Below are 20,493 nucleotides of genomic sequence, written 5' to 3'. Positions count from 1 at the left end.
GACGCCCTGAACACGAACATCTTCTCGGTTTGGCGCCGGAAGTGGAACGCGAATGGCGCGAGGCCCAGGATTGCGGCATGACGCGTGACCCGAGTCACCTGCTACCGGGCGACGAACCGGTCGCCCTCATCGACGCGCACGGCCAGGCCCTCGACCCAGGGCGCCACGCGCTTCCGGGCAACGAAGCACTCGTCACGGCGCTCGGCGCGCTGCTCACCGCGCGGCGGCTCAACGACCAGGCCTACGCGCTCGTGCGGCAGGGGCGGCTCGCCGTGTACCCGTCGTCGCACGGGCAGGAGGCGTGCCAGGTCGCCGCGGCGCAGGTCCTCGACGCCGGCGACTGGCTCTTCCCCACCTACCGGGACACGGTCGCCGCGGCCGTCAAGGGCGTCGACCCCGTCGAGGCGCTCAGCCTGCTCAAGGGCGACTGGCACTGCGGGTACGACCCGTACGAGCACAACGTCGCCCCGCACGCGACGCCGCTGGCCACCCAGCTGCCGCACGCGGTCGGGGTCGCGCACGCGGCCAGGCTCCGCGGCGAGCCGACCGTCGTCATGGCGATGTGCGGCGACGGCGGCACCAGCGAGGGCGACTTCCACGAGGCGCTCAACTTCGCCGCCGTGTTCCAGGCGCCGGTGGTCTTCTTCATCCAGAACAACGGCTACGCCATCAGCGTCCCGCTGTCGCGGCAGACCGCGGCGCCGTCCCTGGCGCACAAGGGGATCGGCTACGGCATCAAGGGCGAACGCGTCGACGGCAACGACATGGCCGCCCTGCTCGCCGTGCTCGGCGCCGCTGTCGAGCGGGCCCGGTCCGGCGGCGGGCCGCAGCTGGTCGAGGCGCACACGTACCGGATGCAGGCGCACACCAACGCCGACGACGCCACCCGGTACCGCGACGACGCCGAGGTCGCGGCGTGGGTCGAGCGCGACCCGATCGCCCGGCTGCGGGCGTACCTGACCGGCCAGGGGCTGATCGACGACGCGACGATCGCGGCCTTCACCGAGGAGGCCGAGCGGGTCGCCACGCACCTGCGCGACGGCCTCAACCGGGACGTCGAGCCGGACCCCGCCGACCTGTTCGCCCACGTGTACGCGACCCCCACACCCCAGCTGCGCGAGCAGGCGGCGATGGTGGCGGACGAGCTGAGCCGCGAAGGAAGCCCCCGATGACCACAACCACGCACGAGAAGCTGTCGATGGCGCAGGCGCTCAACCGGGCCCTGCGCGACGCGCTCGAAGCAGACCCCACGGTGGTCGTGTTCGGCGAGGACGTCGGCGCGCTCGGCGGCGTCTTCCGGATCACCGACGGCATCACCGCCGACTTCGGCGAGGCACGCTGCTTCGACACGCCGCTCGCGGAGTCCGGGATCGTCGGGATGGCCGTGGGGATGGCGATGAACGGGATGCGTCCCGTCGTCGAGATGCAGTTCGACGCGTTCGCCTACCCCGCGTTCGAGCAGATCGTCAGCCACGTCGCGAAGATGCGCAACCGCACCCGTGGGCGGGTGGCGCTGCCGATGGTCATCCGCGTCCCGTACGCCGGCGGCATCGGCGGCGTCGAGCACCACTGCGACTCGTCGGAGGCCTACTACGCCCACACCCCCGGGCTGCACGTGGTCGCGCCGTCGACGCCGTCGGACGCCTACACGCTGCTGCGGGCGGCGATCGCGTCGCCGGACCCGGTCGTCTTCCTCGAGCCGAAGAAGCTCTACTGGAGCAAGGAGGAGGTCGAGCTGCCGTCCGGGGCGCCCGGCATCGGCACCGCCGTCATCCGCCGCGACGGCACCGACGCGACCCTCATCGCCTACGGGCCCGCCGTCCCCGTCGCGCTGGAGGCCGCCGAGGCCGCCGCGCAGGAGGGGCGGAGCCTGCAGGTGGTCGACCTGCGCTCGATCGTGCCGTTCGACGACGAGACCGTGTGCGCGGCGGTGCGCTCCACCGGCCGGGCCGTGGTCGTCGCGGAGGCCGCCGGGTTCGCCGGGGTCTCCGCCGAGATCGTCGCCCGGGTCACCGAGCGCTGCTTCAACGCCCTGGCCGCGCCGATCCGCCGGGTCGGCGGGTTCGACATCCCGTACCCGCCGCCGAAGCTGGAGCACTTCCAGCTGCCCGGCGTGGACCGGGTCCTGGACGCCGTCGACGACCTGCAGTGGGAGCAGTGATGGCGACGTTCCTGCTGCCGGACCTCGGTGAGGGGCTCACCGAGGCGGAGGTCGTGCGGTGGCTCGTCGCCGAGGGCGACACGGTGACCGTCGACCAGAGCGTCGTCGAGGTCGAGACGGCGAAGTCCGTGGTGGAGGTGCCGTCGCCGTACGCGGGCCGGGTCGAGACCCTGCACGCCCGGCCCGGCGCCACGGTCCAGGTCGGCAAGCCGCTCATCTCGATCGCCGCCGCGGAGCGCGAGCCCGTGAGCGTGGCGGCGGCCGCCAAGGAGGCCTACCGGGAGGAGGAGCGGGCCGGCTCCGGCAACGTCCTCATCGGCTACGGCACCACCGGCGCCACAGGCGCCACCGGAACCGGCCGCACCCGCCGCCCGCGCGCCAACGTCCGCCCGGCCGCGCCCGCGTTCCCCGCCCCGGCGGCGCGGAAGGTCCCCCTCGTCGTCTCGCCGCTGGTGCGCAACCTGGCCCGCGCCAACGGCGTGGACCTGCGCACCGTGCAGGGGACGGGTGAGGGCGGCGTCATCACCCGCGCCGACGTGGAGCGCGCCTGCGTCACGACAGCCGTCGCCGCGTCGGTACCGGGAGAGCGCCGGATCCCGCTCAGCGGCTTCCGCCGCAGCGTCTCGGCGGCGCTGAGCCGCAGCCGGGCAGAGATCCCCGAGGCGACCGTCTGGGTCGACGTCGACGCGACGAAGCTGTGGCAGCTGCGCGAGAGCGTCCCCGCCGGGCCGGGCCTGATCGCGTACGTCGCCCGGTTCGTGGTCGCGGCCCTGCGCGAGCACCCGGTGTTCAACGCCCGCCTCGACACCGTGCGCCAGGAGATCGTCGAGCTCGACCGGGTCGACCTCGGCATCGCCGTGCAGGGCGCCCGCGGCCTCGTGGTGCCCGCGGTCATGGACGCCGGTGCGATGACGACCACCCGGCTCGACCAGGAGATCCGCGCGGTCACGGCCAGGGCGCGCGAGGGCCGCTCGACGGCGCAGGAGCTGTCGGCGGGCACGTTCACGCTCAACAACTACGGCGCGTTCCGGGTCGACGGCAGCGCGGCCATCATCAACCACCCGCAGGTCGCGATCCTCGGCCTGGGCCGGATCATCGACCGGCCGTGGGTCGTCGACGGCCAGCTGTGCGTCCGTAAGATCGCGCAGATGAGCTTCGTGTTCGACCACCGCGTGTGCGACGGCGGCACCGCCGCCGGGTTCATGCGTAGCGTCGCCGACGCCATCGAGGAACCCGCCTCCGTCATCGCCAGGCTGTGACGGTCGTCCTGCTCGACGGGTCGCCCCTGCGGGGCGGCCCGTCCGCCGACGTCGCCCTCGGCCCGCACCTGCTGCGCGCCGGCGCCGGCCGGGAGTTCCTGCGGATCTTCTCGCCGGCGCCGACGGCCGCGTTCAGCCGGCGCGACACCCTGCGCCCGGGCTACCCAGACGCCGAGGAAGCGGTCCGCGCGGCCGGCTTCACCCCGGTGATCCGCCCACAGGGCGGCACCCTGGCGCTCTACCACGAGGGCAGCGTCGTCGTGGACCACGTGTGCCGCACCCCGGACGCGTCCCGTGACCCGGTCGGGCGGTTCCGGCGGTTCGCGGCCATGCACGCCGCCGTCCTCACCGGGCTCGGCACCGACGCCCGGATCGGCGCCGTCCCGGGCGAGTACTGCCCCGGCGAGTACAGCATCAACCTCGGCGGCACGGTCAAGGTCGTCGGCTCGGCCCAGCGGGTCACCCGGGACGGGTGGCTGTTCAGCTCCGTCTTCCAGGTGACGGGCGCCGGCCTGCTCCGGGCGCCGCTGACCGCCGCCTACGCCGCGCTCGGCTACGACTTCGACCCCGCCACCGCCGGCGCCCTGGAGACCGTGACGGTCGAGGCGGTCACGGCGGCGCTGACGGACGCCTACAGCATGCTGCGGGCCTGACCGAGCGGCTGGAGCAGGTCGGTGAGGGCGGCGACGACGCCCTCATCCACCCCGGCGGTCATCCGGGTGGTCGGCACCGAGACCGAGACGGCGTCGGTCGCCGGCACCGTCAGCGGCACCGCCATCGCGAAGCACATGATGCCGTCCGCGTTCTCCTCGCGGTCGACGGCGTACCCCGTCTCGCGGACCGTGGCGAGGGCCCGGTGCAGCGCGTCGCGGTCGGTGATGGTGCCGGCGGTCAGCCGCTGCAGCGGCCAGCTGAGCATCGCGTCGGCGTCGGCGTCGGGGTGCTGGGCCAGCAGCGCCTTGCCGAGGGCCGTCGCGTGCGCGGGCAGCCGGCGGCCGACGGCGCTGTAGAGGCGCAGGCGGTGGGTGGAGTCCCGCTTGGCGAGGTACACGATCTGGTCGCCCTCGATCCGGCCGAGGTGGACGGTCTCGCCGAGCCGGCGGGAGAGCTCGTCGAGGACCCCAGACATCACCGCGACGCTGTCGTCGCCGTCGAGGTAGGCGGCGCCGACCTGCAGGGCGCGCATGCCGAGCCGGAAGCGGGTGCCGGTCTCGTCGGCGCGGACCCAGCCGCGGGCGGTCATGGTCCGCATGAGCCCGTGCAGGCTGCTCTTCGGGATGTCCAGCGCGCGGGCGAGGTCGACGAGCGTCCAGGCGCGCGGCTGATCCGCGAGGACCTCGAGCACGTCAAGGGTGCGCCCGGCTGACTTGACCGGCTGGAAGTCGTCCTGCACGGCGCCACTGTAGCGAACGGGCCGCGCTTGCACTATGTTCACACCCGTGACTGACGTTCATAGGAGTGAACAGCTCGCCCTGGGGCGGGTCGTGCCTGTGGTGGTCCTCGAGGACGCCCGGCACGCGGCGGCGCTCGGCGACGCCCTCGTCAAGGGCGGCCTCAAGGCCGCCGAGATCACCCTGCGCACCGCCGCCGGCCTCGACGCGATCGAGGCCATCGCCGGCCGTGACGACCTGGTCGTCGGCGCCGGCACGGTGCTCACCGCCCAGCAGGCCGAGCGGGCCATCGCCGCCGGCGCCCGGTTCGTGGTGACGCCGGGCTTCGCGCCCGCCGTCGTCGCCGCGTGCCAGGACGCCGGCGTGCTCGTCGTGCCCGGCGCCGCCACCGCCACCGAGATCCAGATGGCCCTCGACGCCGGCCTGGACATCGTGAAGTTCTTCCCGGCCCAGCAGCTCGGCGGCGCACCGATGATCAAGGCTCTCGCGGCGCCGTTCCGCGGGGTGCGGTTCATCCCCACCGGCGGCATCACCCCCGAGGTGATGCCGGACTACCTCGCCCTGCCGCAGGTCCTCGCGGTCGGCGCGAGCTGGATCGTCGCCCCCGACCTCCTGCAGGCCGGGCGCTGGGACGCGGTGGCCGAGCGGGCCGCCGCCGCGGTGGAGGCGGCGGCATGACGCTCACGCTACGCCCCAAGGACGAGTGCCGTTACGACCTCGTCTCACTCGGCGAGGTGATGCTGCGCCTCGACCCCGGCGCCGGCCGGGTCCGCACCGCCCGCACCTTCCAGGCGTGGGAGGGCGGCGGGGAGTACAACGTCGCCCGCGGCCTGCGCCGCTGCTTCGGCCTACGCACCGCGATCGTCACCGCGTTCGCCGACAACGAGATCGGCCGCCTCCTGGAGGACCTCATCCTGCAGGGTGGGGTCGACACGTCGTTCGTGCGCTGGGTGCCGTATGACGGGATCGGCCGCGCCACCCGCAACGGGCTCAACTTCACCGAGCGCGGCTTCGGTGTCCGCGGCGCCGTCGGCACGTCCGACCGCGGGCACACCGCCGCCAGCCAGCTGCGCCCCGAGGACGTGGACTGGGATCACCTCTTCGGCACGCTCGGGGTCCGCTGGCTGCACACCGGCGGCATCTACGCGGCGCTGTCGGAGACCGCGCCGGCCACCGTCGAGGCCGCGATGACCGCCGCGCGCAGGCACGGCACGGTCGTCTCGTACGACCTCAACTACCGCCCGTCGCTGTGGAAGGCGGTCGGTGGCAAGGCCCGCGCGCAGGAGGTGAACCGCCGCCTCGCCGGCCTCGTCGACGTGATGATCGGCAACGAGGAGGACTTCACCGCCTGCCTCGGCTTCGCCGTGCCCGACACCGACATCCACGCCGGCGCGCTCGACGCCGGCAACTTCAAGGCGATGATCAAGGAGGTCGTCGAGGAGTACCCGAACTTCGCGGTCGTCGCGACCACGCTGCGCGCCGTGCACAGCGCCACCGTCAACGACTGGGGCGCCGTCGCCTGGGCGGGCGGCGAGTTCGCCGAGGCGACCCACCGGCCGGCCCTGGAGATCCTCGACCGGGTCGGCGGCGGCGACAGCTTCGCGTCCGGGCTCATCTTCGGCCTGCTCGAGCGCGACGGCGGCATCGCCACCGCGGTCGAGTACGGCGCGGCGCACGGCGCCCTGGCCATGACCACCCCCGGCGACACCTCGATGGCGAGCCTCGCCGAGGTCGAGTCCCTGGTGCGCGGCGGCGGCGCCCGCGTCCAGCGCTGAGCGTCCCAGCGCTGGACGCCCAGGGTCGCGCGTCCAGCGCTGGGCGTCCGGCAAGACCACGGCACGGCGTCCGGCGCCGTCCGGCATCACGGTGTCCGAAGCACAGCGTTGTTGACCCCGGCGGGCAGGCCTCGCACAGCCGCCCGCCGGGGTCCGTCATCGGTACAGGAGCCGACTCAACTGTCGCGGAGAACCCCCGGTGGCGCTGTCCGCCCGCCGGCCGTCAATCGCCGGACGGGCGGGGGTCGCCGGTGGCGCGCAGGATGTCGGCGTCGAAGGTGCGCCGCGCCCGGAGGATGATCCAGGCGCCGAGCCCCAGCGGCAGCAGCAGCACGGTGAACGCGCCGCGCAGCGAGCCGGACCCGCCGCCGCCGAGCGCGTCGGAGGCGGCCCCGACGAGGAACGGGCCGGCGGCGCCGCCGAGGGTGACGACCGCGTTGAGGACCGCGAAGCCCAGGCCGCGCCGGTGCGCGGGCACCACGTCGGCGTTGGCCGCCGTCAGGTTCGGGATCGCCGCGGAGAACCCGGCGTTGGCGAGGAAGTAGCCGGCGATCTGCACGGGCAGCACCGGCACGAGCGCGGCGACGGCGAGGCCCAGCGCGCCGATGAACAGGGCCGTGCCGGCCAGGACCATCCGCCAGCCTGGGCGCCGGCCGTGGAAGCGGTCGCCGTTCCGGCCGCCGACGATCACCCCGAGGACGATGCCGACGCCGCCGACCCCGCCCGCGATCCCGGTCGCGGCCGCCTCCTCCAGGCCGAACTCCCGCTGGTAGAACGTCGGCATCCAGAAGAACAGCCCGCCGAGGCCGACGAACATGATGGTCAGCCCCGCGACCACCGACCGCAGCGTCGGGATCCGCACGAGCTGCCGCAGCTGCCGGTGTACGGGCACCGCCGCGGCCTCCGTCGGGTGTTCGACGGGTGCGACACCGGCGGCCAGCGCGCCGATACGGTCGCCGAGGCCGCGGACCGGCTCGCGGACGGTGAGGCACAGCAGCGCGATGACGGCCCCCGGCACGGCCACGAACAGGAACGCGTGCCGCCACCCGACCGCCTGCGCGAGCGAGCCGCCGACGAGCACCCCGACCGGCAGCCCGACGAAGTACCCGAGGCGCTCCAGCCCGAACGCGCGCGCCCGGCCGCCGGGCGGGAAGTAGTCCGCGAGCAGGCTGGAGGCGGGCGGGTTGTAGAGCTGCCCCGCCGCGCCGAGCAGCACCCGGATCGCGAAGAGCACCGCGTAGGACGTGGCCAGCCCCGTCCCGAGGGTCAGCACCGCCCACGTGCCGACGACGCCGGCGATGATCCGGTTGCGCCGGCCGGTGTCGGCGAGCCGGCCGGCCGGCAGCAGCAGCACCACGCCCGCGATCGCCCCCGCGGTGGGGATGGCGCCGACCGCCTTGTCGCTGAGCCCGAACTCCGCCTGGATCTGCGGCACGACCCCCGCCAGGAGGTTGTATTCGACCCGGTCGACGAACGCGACCAGCGCCACGCAGATCGCCGGCCACCACCCGAGCGGCGCGGTCCGCGCGGGCTCGACCGCCACCTTGGGCCGCCCGGCGTACGCCTCCACCAGCACGGTCCCGCCACGGTCGGTCTCGGTGCCCATGGCGGCCTCCCCAGTAGGGAAACAGTGTTTCCCTTACAGTCCTGGGGTCACGATAGGCGCCGGGCCCGCCCCACCACAAGATCGGGCCTCGCTCCCGCCGACGGCGGAGGCGATCGCGGCGGCGACGGCGCGCTCGATGACGTCGAGGGCGGGGGCCGGCGCGGGCAGCAGGCGCCGAGGGTCGGCGGGTGGCGTGTGCGGGGGCGGGTCGCCGGGGGAGGGGGCGTAGCGGACGGGACGGTCGAGCAGCCAGGCGAGCAGTGCGGCGATGTCCGCGCCGCCGATGAGGGTGTCGCCGTGCAGGTGGTACGTGGCGCCGGCGTGCCGGTCCGGGCGGCCAGCGGCGAGGTCCGCGGCCGATTCGGCGGCGACGCGGGCGGCGGCGTCGGTCACGTCCCGCAGGGCGACGAGTGGCCACCGGCGGTCGCCGAGCGGGGCGGTGAGGACCCCGGTGACCGCGGCGGAGACGGCCGCGGCCGCGGCGAGCGCGGCGAAGGACTCGGCGACGGGCGCGCACCGCAGGACCGCCGTGCCGGGCGCCGGCGCGCGGCCGTCCACGCGCGCGACGTGCCGGACGCCGGCGGGGCCGACCAGAGGGCCGACCAGCACGTCGACGCCCGTGACGGCGAGTGTCAGAGTGGGCTGCGGGCCGGCGCCGGGCACGGTGGTGGTGTCGCCGGGGACGCCGCTGACGGGAATCATGGTCCTGAGCATCGACGGCGGTGCGCGGGCGGAGAAGGAGGCACTTCCGTGTCGGTCGCGAACACCGGGGTAACCCCGCAGGCCGGGCCGTGCGGCGACGACGACTGCGGCATCCGCGACCTCCTCGCCCGGCTCGGCGACCGGTGGACGGTGCTCGTGCTGGTCGAGCTGTCGCACGGGGTGCGGCGCTTCCGCGAGCTGGAGCGGGCGATCCCCGGCATCTCGCAGCGGATGCTGACGGTCACCACCAAGCGGCTGTGCCGCGACGGGCTGGTCGAGCGGACGGCGTACGCGACGATCCCGCCGCAGGTGGACTACCGGCTCACGCCGATGGGCCGCAGCATGGCCGGCATCATCACCGCGCTCGCCGACTGGTCACGGGACAACATGGCCGCGATCGGCGCGGCCCGCGCCCGCTGGGACGCCACCCAGCCGCCGGTCTAGCCGCCGATCTGGCCGCTGATCTGGCCGCTGACCTCGCCGGTCTGGTCGCGCCGGTTCCGGTTCAGGGCGTAGAGGACGGCGAGGCTGCCCGCGGTGATGACGCCGCCGGCGATGAGGATGCCGGCGCCGTTCTCGCGGACGCGTCTGCGCTCCTCATACGTGGCGGACGAGCCGCGGGAGGACACGCAGCGCTCGCCGGGGCGCATGTGCTGCCCGCCGCAGTCGACGTCGTCGCTCCACGGCTGCCGGACGAGCCCGGTGCACAGCAGGACCACGCCGACGGCGAGCACGCCCACCATCACCTTCACCGGCGTCGGGGTCCGCTCCGGCGGTGGGGAAGAAGACATCGCCGCACCCTCATTTCTGTAGTGGTCGCTAGACAATGGGCACCATAGATGAATTCTCTAGCGAGCGCTATACAATGACCGGCGTGACGACGCGGCGGGGGCGGCCCAGGCAGTTCGACCGGGGCGAGGCGCTGCGCGCGGCCGTGGAGGTCTTCTGGGCGCGGGGTTACGAGGCGACGTCCGTCAACGACCTCGCCACCGCGATGGGCGTCGGCGTGCCCAGCCTGTATGCCGCGTTCGGCAGCAAGCGGGCGCTGTTCGAGGAGGTCGTGGCCGAGTACACCCGGCTCTACCGGTCGTTCATGCAGGCCGCGATCGACGAGGAGCCGACGCTCACCGCCGGCGTGCGGCGGCTGCTGCACGAGGCCGCCGCGGCCTGCACCCGGCCCGGCCTGCCGCGGGGGTGCCTGGTGATCAGCGCGGCCACCAACACGACCTCACCGGAGGCCGAGGAGCTGCTGCGCGGGCTGCGGCTCGCCGGGCTCCAGGCGCTCGAGGCGCTGATCGGGCAGGCCGTCGAGGCCGGCGAGCTGCCCGCCGGCACGGACCCGCGCGGGCTGGCCCACTTCGTCACAGGCACCCTGCAGGGCATGGCCCATCAGGCCCGCGACGGCGCCGACCGGGAGGCCCTGGAGGCGGTCGCCGATCTGGCCATGCGGGCATGGCCCGCGCGGTAGGGAGAAAGACGGATGTTGATATGACCATGCCTTGGGTGGTCACCTGGTAGCTCGTTCACCTCCACCACCCAAGGAGGCTAGATGAGCCACCCCCGCAGGGGCACCATCCCACTCGCGATGGCCGGTGCCGTCGCGCTCGTGGTCGCCGCGATCAGCCCGGCCGGCGCCGCGCCGGCCGACGCGGTGACCGCCGAGACGTCCGCTCCCTACCTGGTGAGCGGGGTCGGCACGCTCGACCAGCGCAACCAGGTCGCCGGGACCGGCGCCGCGATCGATGGCATCGACCACGGCGTCGCGGACATCACCGCGACCCCGTCCGAGGTCGCGAGGCTGCGGCAGCTGGGCTTCACCGTCACCCGCGCGCTGCGGCCGGCGACGCCGGGCGGGCCCGCGACGATCCTCGACTTCCCGTCGGCGGACTCGATGTACCACAACTACGCGGAGATGACCGCCGAGCTCAACCAGGCCGTCGCCGACCACCCGGCGATCCTGCGCAAGAGCAGCCTTGGCACGTCGTACGAGGGCCGGGACATCCCGGTCATCAAGATCTCCGACAATGTCGCGGTCGACGAGAACGAGCCGGAGGTGCTCTACACGGCGCACCAGCACGCCCGCGAGCACCTCACCGTCGAGATGGCGCTGTACCTGATCAAGCAGCTCACCGACGGCTACGGCACCGACACCCGGATCACGAACGTGGTGAACTCGCGCGAGATCTGGATCGTGCCGGACATGAACCCCGACGGCGGCGAGTACGACATCGCCACCGGCGCCTACCGGTCGTGGCGCAAGAACCGGCAGCCGAACAGCGGCAGCAGCAACGTCGGCACCGACCTGAACCGCAACTGGGGCTACAACTTCGGCTGCTGCGGCGGGTCGTCGAGCTCGACCAGCTCGGAGACCTACCGCGGGCCGTCGGCGTTCTCCGCGCCGGAGACCCAGCGGGTGCGCGACCTCGTGCTGAGCCGGCGCGTCGGCGGGGTGCAGCAGATCAAGACGCACATCGACTTCCACACCTACGGCAAGCTCGTGCTCTGGCCCTTCGGGTACACCACCTCGAACACCGCACCGGGCCTGGACGCCGACCAGGAGCTCACCTTCCGCACCCTCGGCACCCAGATGGCCGCCACCAACGGCTACACCCCGGAGCAGGCCAGCGACCTGTACATCACCGACGGCACCATCGACGACTGGCTGTGGGCCGACCAGGGCGTGTGGTCCTACACGTTCGAGATGTACCCGGGCAACTCCGGCGGCGGCGGCTTCTACCCGCCGGACGAGGTCATCGCCGCGCAGACCGCGCTCAACCGGGAGGCGAGCCTGCAGATCGCCGAGTACGCCGACTGCCCGTACCGGGTGATCGGCAAGGAGGCCCAGTACTGCGGCACCGCGCCCGGCACCACGGTCTGGTCCGACGACTTCGAGACGAACCTCGGCTGGACCACCAACCCGTCGGGCACTGACACCGCGACCACCGGCGCCTGGGAGCGCGGCGACCCCGAGGCCACCGACTCCAGCGGCCCGAAGCAGCTCGGCACCACGGTCAGCGGCAGCAACGACCTGGTGACGGCGCGCCTGGCCGGCGCCGACGCCGGGGCCAACGACGTCGACGGCGGCACGACGAGCGTGCGCTCGCCGAGCATCACGCTGCCGTCGAGCGGGACGCTGACGCTGAGCTACTCCTGGTACCTCGGCCACGGCAGCAACGCCTCGTCGGCGGACTTCTTCCGGGTCGGCGTCGTCACGGCGAGCGGCACGACCGTGCTGGCCACGGTGGCCGGCGCCGCCTCCGACCGGGACGCGTCCTGGTCGACCGGCAGCGTCAACCTCAGCGCGTACGCCGGGCAGAGCGTCCGGATCCTGTTCGAGGCGGCGGACGCGTCGACGGCCAGCCTGGTCGAGGCCGGCGTCGACAACGTCGTCATCCGGCAGTCCTGACGAAAGAAATGTGGCCGCCCGTGTCTACGGCACGGGCGGCCCGCCGCGTGTATAGGGACGTGACGTTCGAGGAGTACGCGTTCGCCCGCGCCGGGGCGCTGCTGCGCTTCGCCAGGCTGCTCACCGATGACGAGCACCGCGCCGAGGACCTGGTGCAGGACGTCCTGGCCAAGGCCTACGCCCGCTGGGGCCGCATCGCACGCACCGACCGTCCGGACGTCTACGTGCGCCGGATGCTGGTCAACACCCACCACTCGTGGTGGCGGAGGCGCAGCAGCCGCGAGGTGACCGTCGAGGCCGTCGGCGAGCGGCCCGCGACCGGGGACGAGGCCGCCGAGGTGGCCGAGCGCGACGCGCTGTGGCGCCTGGTCCGGCAGCTGCCCAAGAGGCAGCGCACCGTCATCGTCCTGCGCTACTACGAGGACCTGGACGACGCGCGGATCGCCGAGATCCTGGACTGCTCCACCGGCACCGTGCGCACCCACGCGAAACGGGCCCTCGACACGCTGCGCGCCGCGCCGTCTGCCATCTCCACGGGAGGGTCCCGATGAACCTCGACGATCGGCTCACCACCATGCTGCGGGACCGCGCCGGCGGCGACGCCGACCCGGCGCCGATCGTCGCGCACGCCCGCCGCCGCGGGCAGCGGATCCGGTTGCGGCGCAGGGCCGGTGCCGTGGCCGCCGCGGTCGCCTGTGCCGTTCTCGTCGCGTTGGCGGCGTCGGTACCGACGAAGCCCGCGCCGGACGGGCCCGCCGCGCCGGCCGTGGCGCTCGGCCTGCCGCCGGCCCCCGACGTGCCCGGCGCGCTGGAGCAGCCGGACGCGGTCGGATCCGACCCGGGCACCGTCCACTTCGCCGCCGACGACCTCGCGGCCGGCGCCGAGTACGCGACCTGGAGCACCGGCCCGGGCATCGAGAGCGTCCAGTTCCTGCGCCGCGCCACGGTCACGCTCGCCGCCACCGCCGACAAGCTCGACGCGGCGGGGTCGCAGCTGGAGTCGGCGGGGACGCCGGGGGCGCCGGTCGGCGTGACCGTGGGCGACCGGCCGGGGACGGCGCGGGTGGACGCGGGACCCGCCGGCGGCCAGGCCCTGTGGTCCGTGCGCTGGCAGCCCGTGGGCACCCTGTGGGCCAGGCTCGACCTGTACGCCGGCGGCAGCGACGAGGCGACGGCCGCCGCGGCCCGGATCACCTTCGACACCGCGCACCGCTGCGTGGTGCCCTTCGGCATCGAGCGGTTCCCCGCCGGCGCGGACGTCCTGGGCTGCTCGCTGACGCTCGGGCGGCAGACCGGCTTCGCCGAGGGCGCCCTCACGATCGGCGACCACGACCGCTGGCTCACGGTCCGGGCCGAGCGCACCCCGCCGGGGATGGAGCACACCACCGGCGACCTGGTCGCGGGGCCCTACCGGGTGGCCCGCGCCGGCGACGGCCTGCTGGAGATGCTCGTGCAGCCGTGCCTCGTCGACCTGTTCCTCACCGACCGCGGCAAGGGCTACACCGAGCAGGACGGCCTGCAACTCCTGGCGGGCTACCTGCCCGTCCAGGACCTGGAGCATCCCGAGCGCTGGTGACTTCGCGGCCTCTGTCCACATTGGAGATGACGGGGCGACGGGGACCGTGGCGCGGGTCTATGGTTCGCCTCGACAGACGTCCATCGTCACGGGGGGTCTCCAATGTCACGAAACCCTGCGTCATCCCGAAGTCGGCGGGCCGGGCTCGTCGCGGTCCTCGTCGCGGCCGGCGGTGCGGTGCTCATCCACCCGCCGGCCGCCTCCGCCACCAGCCAGCAGGCGCTCCGGCCGACCAGCTGGACCTACACCGACTCCCGCACGCCCGACAAGGCCTACACCGGCAGCGCCGCCGCCGCGCCCGTCGGGGCCTGGCGGGACGCCGCGGGCAAGCACAAGTCCCGGTCCTACTTCAGCTACGACATCAGCGCCTACCGGGGGATGCGGATCAACGCGGCCGGCTTCGTCCTCGCCGAGACGCAGGTCACCGACTGCCGCAAGGAACGCACCTGGCAGCTGTGGAGCACGGACCCGGTCACGTCCACGACGTCGTGGAACCGGCCGCCGCGCGAGCGGCAGCGGTTCGAGGTGACCGGCGCCGACGCCTGCCCGTCCAGCTACATCGGCGTCGACCTCGGCACCGTCGTGCGCGACGCGCTCGCCGCGGGCCGGCGCACGGTCACGTTCGAGCTGCGGGTCCCCGACCGCCTGGAGGGCAACCTGCACTACGGGCGGCACGTGCGCAACGACCCGGCGCTGATCATCAACGCCAACGGCATCCCCGGCACACCCGCCCAGCTCACCGTCGACGGGCGGTCCTGCGACACGGGTGGCCCGCTGTGGGTCACGACCGACACGCCGCAGCTGACCGCGCTGCTCACCGACGCCGACATCAACGACACCGGCGGCGGTGACGTCGCCTACGGCAGGTTCGCGGTGTGGCCGGTCGACCGGCCGCAGGACCGGGTCGAGCTGCCGGAGAACTTCGCCGGGTACACGCCGGCCCGGTCGTGGGGCAGCATCTCGGCCGGCATCCTCACCGACGGCGGCACCTACGCGGTCGCCGCCCAGTCCCGCGACGACATGGACGTGTCGCCGTGGAGCGCCGAGTGCCGCTTCACCGTCGACACCAGCCACCCCGCGCCGCCGGTCGTGTCCTCCACCGACTACCCGCCCGGCGCCCCCGCGCACGGCGGCCCGGGGATCCCCGGCGCCTTCACGTTCACGGCCAACGGGACCGCCGACGTCGCCGGCTACCAGTACGGCGAGTCCTACTTCAGCATGACCAGCGTCGCCGCCCCCACCCTGGGCGGGCCGGTCACGATCCAGCTCGCGCCGTCCCGGGCGGGGATCCTGACGCTGTACGTGCAGAGCGTCGACCGCGCGGGCAACCTCTCCGAGATGGTGTCCTACCGGTTCCTGGTCCGGAACACGGCACCGGCGATCGAGGACGCCGACCCCGACGCGTGGCTGGGCGACCCGCACCACCTGACGTTCGCCGCCAACCTGGACGGCACGGTCGCCTACACGTATCAGATCGACGGCGGCACCCAGCAGACGGTGCCGGCGGAGGCGGACGGCAAGGCGCGAGTCACGGTGGTGCCGGGCGCCGAGGGCACCACGGTCTCGGTGTTCAGCACCACCGCGGCCGGGGTGCGGTCGGGCGCGAGCTCGCGGACGCTGTTCGTCGACACGGAGCCCTTCGTCGATTCGGCGGACTTCCCGACCGACGGCTCCCCGGGCAGGCCGGTCGGCACCGAGGGCGTCTTCACGCTGAAGCCGCACATGCACGGCGTGGTCGCCTACACGTACCAGTTCAACCAGGGGCAGGTGGACGAGCAGCCGCCGGGGACGGTCGCCGCCGGCGCCGACGGCACCGCGACGGTCCGCTTCACCCCGGGCCGGGCGGGCTACAACACGCTGACGGTCACCTCCAGGACCGCCGACGGCACCGAGTCGGAGATCACCGGCGTCTCGTTCGTCCCGGCGTCGATCGCGCCGGTCGTGACGTCCGCGGACTACCCGCCCGGCGACTGGCAGGGCGGCGGCGGGCCCGGCGTCGAGGGCACGTTCGTGTTCCACCCGACCGCGGCCGGTGTCGTGTCCTACACCTACCAGTTCGGCGCGGAGCAGCAGCAGACGGTCGCCGCCGAGGCGGACGGCACGGCCACGGTGCGGTGGACGCCGCTGGAGTACCCGGCCGTCACCGGCGGCTGGGTGGACCTCCTCGTCCGCAGCACCAGCGACGGCGGGCCGGTCTCCGACTGGGCCTACGTCACCTTCCGGATCAGGCCGCCGTCCTGATCAAGCCGTCCTGACCCGGTCTTCCGGGGCCGGGCCGTGCGGCACCCGCCGCGCGGCCCGGCGCTTCAGTGGCTGCCGGTCTTCGCGAGGTCGGGCTCGGCGGCGGGCCTCCCCGCGACCGGGGTGGTCGGGCTGCCGGGCGCGATCCGCAGGTGGACCGTCGCGCCGGTGTCGATGCCCAGGGCGAGGAACTCGTTGCGGGTCACGGTCACGATGACGTCCTCGCCGGCGGCGGTGGTCACGTCGATGCGGATCTCGAAGCCGATCCGGGTGATCCGCGCGACCTGCCCGGTCACGTCGTCCGGGGCGGACGGGTCCGCGGGGCCGGCGCCGATCTGCAGGTCGTGCGGGCGCACCAGGCGGCCGCCGAGCTGGGTGACCGGGCCGAGGAAGCGCATGACGAAGTCGTTGGCGGGGCGGTCGTAGAGGTCGTCGGGCGAGCCGATCTGCTCGATCCGCCCGTCGTTGATGACCACGATCTCGTCGGCGACCTCGAGGGCCTCCTCCTGGTCGTGGGTGACGAAGACGGTGGTGACCTCGACCTCGTCGTGCAGGCGGCGCAGCCAGTCGCGCAGCTCCTTGCGGACCTTGGCGTCCAGGGCGCCGAAGGGCTCGTCGAGCAGCAGCACCGTCGGCTTGATCGCCAGCGCCCGGGCCAGGGCCATGCGCTGCCGCTGGCCGCCGGACAGCTGCGCGGGCAGCCGGTCGGCGAACTGCTGCAGGTGCACCAGCTTGAGCAGCTCGTCGACGCGCTCGGCGATCTCGTCCTTCGGGCGCTTGCGGATCTGCAGGCCGAAGGCGACGTTGCGGCGCACCGACATGTGCTTGAACGCGGCGTAGTGCTGGAACACGAAGCCGACGTTGCGCTTCTGCGGCGGGAGGTCCGTCGCGTCGACGCCCTCGATCTCGACCCGGCCGGTGTCGGCGCGTTCGAGGCCCGCGATGATGCGCAGCAGCGTGGACTTGCCGCCGCCGGACGGGCCGAGCAGCGCCGTGAGGCGGCCCGAGGGGATGCTCACCGACACGTTGTCGAGCGCGACGAAGTCCCCGAAGCGCTTGCCGACCCCTGCGATTTCGATGCTCAACGGTCTTCCTTCGGCCGGAGGACGGATACGACGATGATGCTCGCCACCGCGACGAGGGCGAGGAGGAACGCGGTCGCGTAGGCGCCGCCCTTGTCGAAGTTGAGGTACTTCTCCTCGACCACGAGCGGTGCGGTGCGGGTGAGCCCCAGCACGTTGCCGGACACGATCTTCACCGCGCCGAACTCGCCGAGCGAGCGGGCGAGGCTCAGCACGACGCCGTAGATGATGCCCCACTTGATCGACGGCAGGGTGATGCGGCGGAAGGTCTGCCACGCGTTGGCGCCGAGGCTGCGGGCGGCCTGCTCCTGCTCCTCGCCGATCTCCTCGAGGACCGGCACGACCTCGCGGATGACCAGCGGCAGGGCCACGAAGACGGTGGCCATCACCATGCCGGCCTCGGCGAAGATGATCTGCAGGCCCCAGCTCTCCAGGGTCGGGCCGAACCAGCCGTTGCGGCCGCCGTAGACGAGCACCAGCGACAGGCCGACGACGACGGGCGACACCGACAGCGGCACGTCGAGCAGGGCGTTGAGCAGGCGCTTGCCGGGGAAGCGGTAGCGCACGAGCAGGATCGAGATGCCGACGCCGAAGACCGTGTTGATGAGCACCGCGATGATCGCGATCTCGACCGACAGGTGCAGCGCGTGCACGATGTCCGGGTCGGTGAGGATGGCCTGCAGGTCGTCGAAGCCGTTCTTGAAGGTGTTCTGGCCGACGAGGTACACCGGCCAGGCCACCAGGAAGAACAGGTAGACCACGACGACCAGCCGGACCAGGTAGGTGACCGGGCCGCGCCGGCGGGTCCAGGCCTTGCCGCCGCCCTTCCTGACCGGGGGTGCGGCGGTCTTCTCCACAACGGCGGTGTCAGCCACGGCGGACCGTCCTTCGCTGGATCACGTCGAGGATCACGATGACGGCGAACGAGATCACCAGCAGCACGGTGGCGACGGCGGCCGCGTTCTCCAGGTGGTCGTTCTCGATGCTGCTGAAGATGCGCACCGAGGTGACCTCGGTGCGCATCGGGAGGTTGCCCGACAGCAGGACCAGCGAGCCGTACTCGCTGACGCCGCGGGCGAAGGACAGCGCGGCCCCGGCGGTGATCGCCGGGGTGAGGCTGGGCAGGATGACCCGCCAGAAGATCGTGAACCGGCTGGCGCCCAGCGAGGCGGCGGCCTCCTCGACGTCCTGGTCGAGCTCGGCGAGGACCGGCTGCACGGTCCGCACGATGAACGGCAGCGTCACGAACAGGAACGCGACGAAGACCGCGACCCGGGTGTTGGCGATGTCGACCCCGATGGGGCTGTTCGGCCCGTACAGCGACAGCAGCACCAGACCGGCGACGATCGTCGGCAGCGCGAACGGGATGTCGACGAGGACCTCCAGGACGCGCTTGCCGAAGAAGCGGTCCCGGACCAGCACCCACGCGATGAGCGTGCCCATGACGACGTTGACCAGCGTGACGCCGATCGAGGTGAAGATGGTGAGCTCGATCGACGCGAGGGTCTGCTCGGCGGTGATCGCGTCCCAGAAGCCGCTCCACCCCGCGGAGCCGGCGACCGCCACGACCGCGGCGAGCGGGATGAGCACCAGGAGGCTGAACCACAGCATCGCGACCCCGAGCCCGAGCCCGGAGACGCGCGTGAGGGGGTGCCCGGACACGGCCGACCGGGCCGGCCGGCGGTTGCCCGCCGACCGGCCCGTGACCGTGGTCTCGGATGTCACTTGGCCTTGCCCGAAGCGGCGATGATCTTGACGATGAGGCCCTCTTTCTCGTCGAAGAACTTCTTGGACAGCTTCGACCAGCTCTCGAAGTCCTTGTCGACGGTGAGCAGCTTCTTCGGCGCCGGGAACGGGTTGGCGGGGTCGATGGCGCCCTCGACGCCCTTGGTGTCGACCCCGGAGATGATCGGCCGGAAGCCCTTGAGCACGAACTGGCGCTGACCGTTGGCGCTCAGCACGAAGTCGAGCCACTCCTTCGCCTTCGGGTCGGCGTTGGTGAGGATCGCGCCCGGGTTCTCGATCAGGATCGTGGTGTCCGGGTAGACCCAGTCCAGCTTCTCGCCGCTCTGCCGGGCCAGGATGGCCTCGTTCTCGTAGGCGAGCAGCACGTCACCGGTGCCGCCGAGGAACGCGGTGGTGGCGTCGCGGCCGCTGCCGGGCAGCGCGACGACGTTGCCGAAGAGCTTGGTGAGGAACTCGCCGGCCTGGGCGTCGGTGCCGCCGTTGGCGGTGACGTGACCCCATGCCGCCAGGGCGTTCCAGCGGGCCGCGCCCGAGGAGGCCGGGTTCGGGGTGACGATGCCGATACCGGGCTTGACCAGGTCGTCCCAGCCCTTGATGCCCTTCGGGTTGCCGGGGCGCACCGCGAGGACCACGACCGACGAGGACACGATGCCCTTGGTGGGCCCGGCGTTCCAGCTCGGGTCGACCAGCTTGGCGTCGACCAGGCGGGTCACGTCGCTGGACACCGAGAAGTGCACGTAGTCGGCCTTGAGGCCGGCGACGACCGCGCGGCTCTGGTCGCCGGAGGCGCCGTAGGAGGTCTGGAACTTGACGCCCTTACCGGCCGGGGTCTTGTTCCACTCCGCGGCGATGGCCTTGTTCGCGGCCTCGGGCACCGCGAAACCGACGATGTTGAGCGTGGTCGACGCGCCGGCGGCGCCGGCGTCGTCCTTCTTGGTGGTCCCCGCGCACGCCGACAGCAGTAAGCCGGCGGTGAGCATGAGAGCGGCGGCCGCTCTGATCCGGTGCTTCATGGGGAACCTGTCCTCCTGGGGTCGGCTGTGCTCAAGGGGGTGCTGCGGTGGTCGTCGTCAAGTTCCAGCCCGGGGTCGGCGAGCAGGTCGGCGAGGGTGGCCCGGTCGACGATCGCGTTGACCGCGTCGTCGACCGACAGCCAGACCTTGCGCAACCCGCGGCCGACCCCGTCGTACGTCGCCTGCCCGGTCGGCAGGCCACGCACCGTGGTCAGTGCGCCGTTCATGGCGCGGAGGATCTCGCCGACCGTGATGGCTGCCGCCGGTCGGGCGAGGCCGTATCCCCGCTCCGTGCCGCGGTGGCTGTGCACGAGCCCGACGCGGCGTAGTTCGAGAAGCACCGTCTGCAGCGATCCGATGGACATCCGCTCGCTGTGCGCCAGCTCTGATGCCGTGATCCGGCCCGGCTCCGCCGCGGCGATCGCGAGCATCGCCCTGATCGCGTAGTCGGCACGGACAGAGATGTGCACCTCGCTGTGCTCCGATCGGTCCCCCGGCGCCTATTGCCTATCTTGTCTAGTTAGTAGGTAGGAAT

Annotated in this window: 21 protein-coding genes; 12 read left to right on the top strand and 9 right to left on the bottom strand. The window is 73.2% G+C overall.

Annotation, left to right across the window (positions count from 1 at the left end):
* The first annotated feature begins 77 nt into the window (after positions 1-77).
* Genes pdhA through ACQEVZ_RS56605 form a run of 4 tightly spaced genes read left to right on the top strand, consistent with a single transcriptional unit; the run spans position 78 to position 4,073 of the window.
* Positions 78-1,172, top strand: coding sequence for a pyruvate dehydrogenase (acetyl-transferring) E1 component subunit alpha (gene pdhA / locus ACQEVZ_RS56620; protein WP_433384532.1), 1,095 nt, complete (start codon positions 78-80; stop codon positions 1,170-1,172).
* The gene (locus ACQEVZ_RS56615; RefSeq protein ID WP_354891078.1) at positions 1,169-2,161 is read left to right on the top strand and encodes an alpha-ketoacid dehydrogenase subunit beta; all 993 of its coding nucleotides are present in this window, start codon (positions 1,169-1,171) and stop codon (positions 2,159-2,161) included. The genes pdhA and ACQEVZ_RS56615 overlap by 4 nt, the downstream gene beginning before the upstream one ends.
* Positions 2,161-3,420, top strand: coding sequence for a dihydrolipoamide acetyltransferase family protein (locus ACQEVZ_RS56610; protein ID WP_433384528.1), 1,260 nt, complete (start codon positions 2,161-2,163; stop codon positions 3,418-3,420). The genes ACQEVZ_RS56615 and ACQEVZ_RS56610 overlap by 1 nt, the downstream gene beginning before the upstream one ends.
* Positions 3,417-4,073, top strand: coding sequence for a lipoyl protein ligase domain-containing protein (locus ACQEVZ_RS56605; RefSeq protein WP_433384525.1), 657 nt, complete (start codon positions 3,417-3,419; stop codon positions 4,071-4,073). The genes ACQEVZ_RS56610 and ACQEVZ_RS56605 overlap by 4 nt, the downstream gene beginning before the upstream one ends.
* On the opposite strand, the gene ACQEVZ_RS56600 is transcribed toward ACQEVZ_RS56605, so the two are convergent.
* Positions 4,052-4,813, bottom strand: a complete 762-nt coding sequence (locus ACQEVZ_RS56600; RefSeq protein WP_433384522.1) for an IclR family transcriptional regulator — start codon at positions 4,811-4,813, stop codon at positions 4,052-4,054. The two genes, ACQEVZ_RS56605 and ACQEVZ_RS56600, sit on opposite strands and share 22 nt — an antisense overlap.
* A 46-nt stretch (positions 4,814-4,859) precedes the next feature.
* Here ACQEVZ_RS56600 and eda point away from each other — a divergent pair, with 46 nt between their 5' ends.
* Both eda and ACQEVZ_RS56590 read left to right on the top strand, forming a co-directional pair.
* A complete protein-coding gene (gene eda / locus ACQEVZ_RS56595) occupies positions 4,860-5,489 on the top strand; it encodes a bifunctional 4-hydroxy-2-oxoglutarate aldolase/2-dehydro-3-deoxy-phosphogluconate aldolase (RefSeq protein ID WP_360559050.1) in 630 nt (209 codons plus the stop codon).
* Positions 5,486-6,586: a sugar kinase gene (locus tag ACQEVZ_RS56590; RefSeq protein ID WP_344501979.1), complete on the top strand. Its 1,101-nt coding sequence runs from the start codon at positions 5,486-5,488 to the stop codon at positions 6,584-6,586. Before eda ends, ACQEVZ_RS56590 begins: the two co-directional genes overlap by 4 nt.
* A 223-nt stretch (positions 6,587-6,809) precedes the next feature.
* Here the strand turns inward: ACQEVZ_RS56590 and ACQEVZ_RS56585 are convergent, their stop codons facing one another.
* Both ACQEVZ_RS56585 and ACQEVZ_RS56580 read right to left on the bottom strand, forming a co-directional pair.
* Entirely contained in the window at positions 6,810-8,192 is a 1,383-nt protein-coding gene (locus tag ACQEVZ_RS56585) for an MFS transporter (RefSeq protein WP_433384518.1), read from the bottom strand.
* Positions 8,193-8,225: 33 nt separating this feature from the next.
* Positions 8,226-8,894 (bottom strand): hypothetical protein, encoded by a 669-nt coding sequence (locus ACQEVZ_RS56580; protein WP_433384515.1) that lies wholly within the window; start codon positions 8,892-8,894, stop codon positions 8,226-8,228.
* Positions 8,895-8,942: 48 nt separating this feature from the next.
* Here ACQEVZ_RS56580 and ACQEVZ_RS56575 point away from each other — a divergent pair, with 48 nt between their 5' ends.
* Complete coding sequence (locus ACQEVZ_RS56575; protein WP_433384512.1) at positions 8,943-9,338, top strand: winged helix-turn-helix transcriptional regulator; 396 nt, start codon at positions 8,943-8,945, stop codon at positions 9,336-9,338.
* Here ACQEVZ_RS56575 and ACQEVZ_RS56570 read toward each other — a convergent pair.
* A complete protein-coding gene (locus tag ACQEVZ_RS56570; RefSeq protein ID WP_433384509.1) occupies positions 9,335-9,685 on the bottom strand; it encodes a hypothetical protein in 351 nt (116 codons plus the stop codon). The genes ACQEVZ_RS56575 and ACQEVZ_RS56570 overlap by 4 nt on opposite strands.
* An 83-nt stretch (positions 9,686-9,768) precedes the next feature.
* Between ACQEVZ_RS56570 and ACQEVZ_RS56565 the strand changes: the two genes are divergently transcribed.
* The 5 genes from ACQEVZ_RS56565 (at position 9,769) to ACQEVZ_RS56545 (ending at position 16,117) form a co-directional block, all read left to right on the top strand.
* A complete protein-coding gene (locus ACQEVZ_RS56565; protein WP_433384506.1) occupies positions 9,769-10,362 on the top strand; it encodes a TetR/AcrR family transcriptional regulator in 594 nt (197 codons plus the stop codon).
* A gap of 81 nt (positions 10,363-10,443) precedes the next feature.
* On the top strand, positions 10,444-12,300 hold the full coding sequence (locus tag ACQEVZ_RS56560) for a M14 family zinc carboxypeptidase (protein WP_433384503.1): 1,857 nt from the start codon (positions 10,444-10,446) through the stop codon (positions 12,298-12,300).
* A gap of 59 nt (positions 12,301-12,359) precedes the next feature.
* Positions 12,360-12,851, top strand: coding sequence for a SigE family RNA polymerase sigma factor (locus tag ACQEVZ_RS56555; RefSeq protein ID WP_344502337.1), 492 nt, complete (start codon positions 12,360-12,362; stop codon positions 12,849-12,851).
* Entirely contained in the window at positions 12,848-13,876 is a 1,029-nt protein-coding gene (locus tag ACQEVZ_RS56550) for a hypothetical protein (protein ID WP_433384500.1), read from the top strand. Before ACQEVZ_RS56555 ends, ACQEVZ_RS56550 begins: the two co-directional genes overlap by 4 nt.
* A 102-nt stretch (positions 13,877-13,978) precedes the next feature.
* Positions 13,979-16,117, top strand: coding sequence for a hypothetical protein (locus ACQEVZ_RS56545; RefSeq protein ID WP_433384497.1), 2,139 nt, complete (start codon positions 13,979-13,981; stop codon positions 16,115-16,117).
* 65 nt (positions 16,118-16,182) lie between these two features.
* On the opposite strand, the gene ACQEVZ_RS56540 is transcribed toward ACQEVZ_RS56545, so the two are convergent.
* Genes ACQEVZ_RS56540 through ACQEVZ_RS56520 form a run of 5 tightly spaced genes read right to left on the bottom strand, consistent with a single transcriptional unit; the run spans position 16,183 to position 20,428 of the window.
* Complete coding sequence (locus tag ACQEVZ_RS56540; protein WP_354891087.1) at positions 16,183-17,202, bottom strand: sulfate/molybdate ABC transporter ATP-binding protein; 1,020 nt, start codon at positions 17,200-17,202, stop codon at positions 16,183-16,185.
* Positions 17,199-18,074, bottom strand: a complete 876-nt coding sequence (locus ACQEVZ_RS56535) for a sulfate ABC transporter permease subunit (RefSeq protein WP_344501987.1) — start codon at positions 18,072-18,074, stop codon at positions 17,199-17,201. The genes ACQEVZ_RS56540 and ACQEVZ_RS56535 overlap by 4 nt, the downstream gene beginning before the upstream one ends.
* Positions 18,067-18,924: a sulfate ABC transporter permease subunit CysT gene (cysT, locus tag ACQEVZ_RS56530; RefSeq protein ID WP_433384492.1), complete on the bottom strand. Its 858-nt coding sequence runs from the start codon at positions 18,922-18,924 to the stop codon at positions 18,067-18,069. Before cysT ends, ACQEVZ_RS56535 begins: the two co-directional genes overlap by 8 nt.
* Positions 18,921-19,958, bottom strand: a complete 1,038-nt coding sequence (locus ACQEVZ_RS56525) for a sulfate ABC transporter substrate-binding protein (RefSeq protein ID WP_433384489.1) — start codon at positions 19,956-19,958, stop codon at positions 18,921-18,923. The genes cysT and ACQEVZ_RS56525 overlap by 4 nt, the downstream gene beginning before the upstream one ends.
* Positions 19,955-20,428 (bottom strand): RrF2 family transcriptional regulator, encoded by a 474-nt coding sequence (locus tag ACQEVZ_RS56520; RefSeq protein ID WP_344501990.1) that lies wholly within the window; start codon positions 20,426-20,428, stop codon positions 19,955-19,957. Before ACQEVZ_RS56520 ends, ACQEVZ_RS56525 begins: the two co-directional genes overlap by 4 nt.
* Positions 20,429-20,493 lie beyond the last annotated feature (65 nt).

Origin of the sequence: Dactylosporangium sp. CA-152071 (genome assembly GCF_050936335.1) — a bacterium.
Taxonomy (GTDB): domain Bacteria; phylum Actinomycetota; class Actinomycetes; order Mycobacteriales; family Micromonosporaceae; genus Dactylosporangium; species Dactylosporangium maewongense.
Note: the sequence above shows the minus strand (reverse complement) of the source record. Positions and strands in the feature narration are given on the sequence as shown.

Excerpts from the sequence above, each read along its gene's own strand:
- pdhA (WP_433384532.1), top strand. The coding sequence starts at position 78 with ATGACGCGTGACCCGAGTCACCTGCTACCGGGCGACGAACCGGTCGCC.
- ACQEVZ_RS56615 (WP_354891078.1), top strand. The coding sequence starts at position 1,169 with ATGACCACAACCACGCACGAGAAGCTGTCGATGGCGCAGGCGCTCAAC.
- ACQEVZ_RS56610 (WP_433384528.1), top strand. The coding sequence starts at position 2,161 with ATGGCGACGTTCCTGCTGCCGGACCTCGGTGAGGGGCTCACCGAGGCG.
- ACQEVZ_RS56590 (WP_344501979.1), top strand. The coding sequence starts at position 5,486 with ATGACGCTCACGCTACGCCCCAAGGACGAGTGCCGTTACGACCTCGTC.
- ACQEVZ_RS56585 (WP_433384518.1), bottom strand. The coding sequence starts at position 8,192 with ATGGGCACCGAGACCGACCGTGGCGGGACCGTGCTGGTGGAGGCGTAC.
- ACQEVZ_RS56580 (WP_433384515.1), bottom strand. The coding sequence starts at position 8,894 with ATGATTCCCGTCAGCGGCGTCCCCGGCGACACCACCACCGTGCCCGGC.
- ACQEVZ_RS56570 (WP_433384509.1), bottom strand. The coding sequence starts at position 9,685 with ATGTCTTCTTCCCCACCGCCGGAGCGGACCCCGACGCCGGTGAAGGTG.
- ACQEVZ_RS56560 (WP_433384503.1), top strand. The coding sequence starts at position 10,444 with ATGAGCCACCCCCGCAGGGGCACCATCCCACTCGCGATGGCCGGTGCC.
- ACQEVZ_RS56550 (WP_433384500.1), top strand. The coding sequence starts at position 12,848 with ATGAACCTCGACGATCGGCTCACCACCATGCTGCGGGACCGCGCCGGC.
- ACQEVZ_RS56545 (WP_433384497.1), top strand. The coding sequence starts at position 13,979 with ATGTCACGAAACCCTGCGTCATCCCGAAGTCGGCGGGCCGGGCTCGTC.
- ACQEVZ_RS56525 (WP_433384489.1), bottom strand. The coding sequence starts at position 19,958 with ATGAAGCACCGGATCAGAGCGGCCGCCGCTCTCATGCTCACCGCCGGC.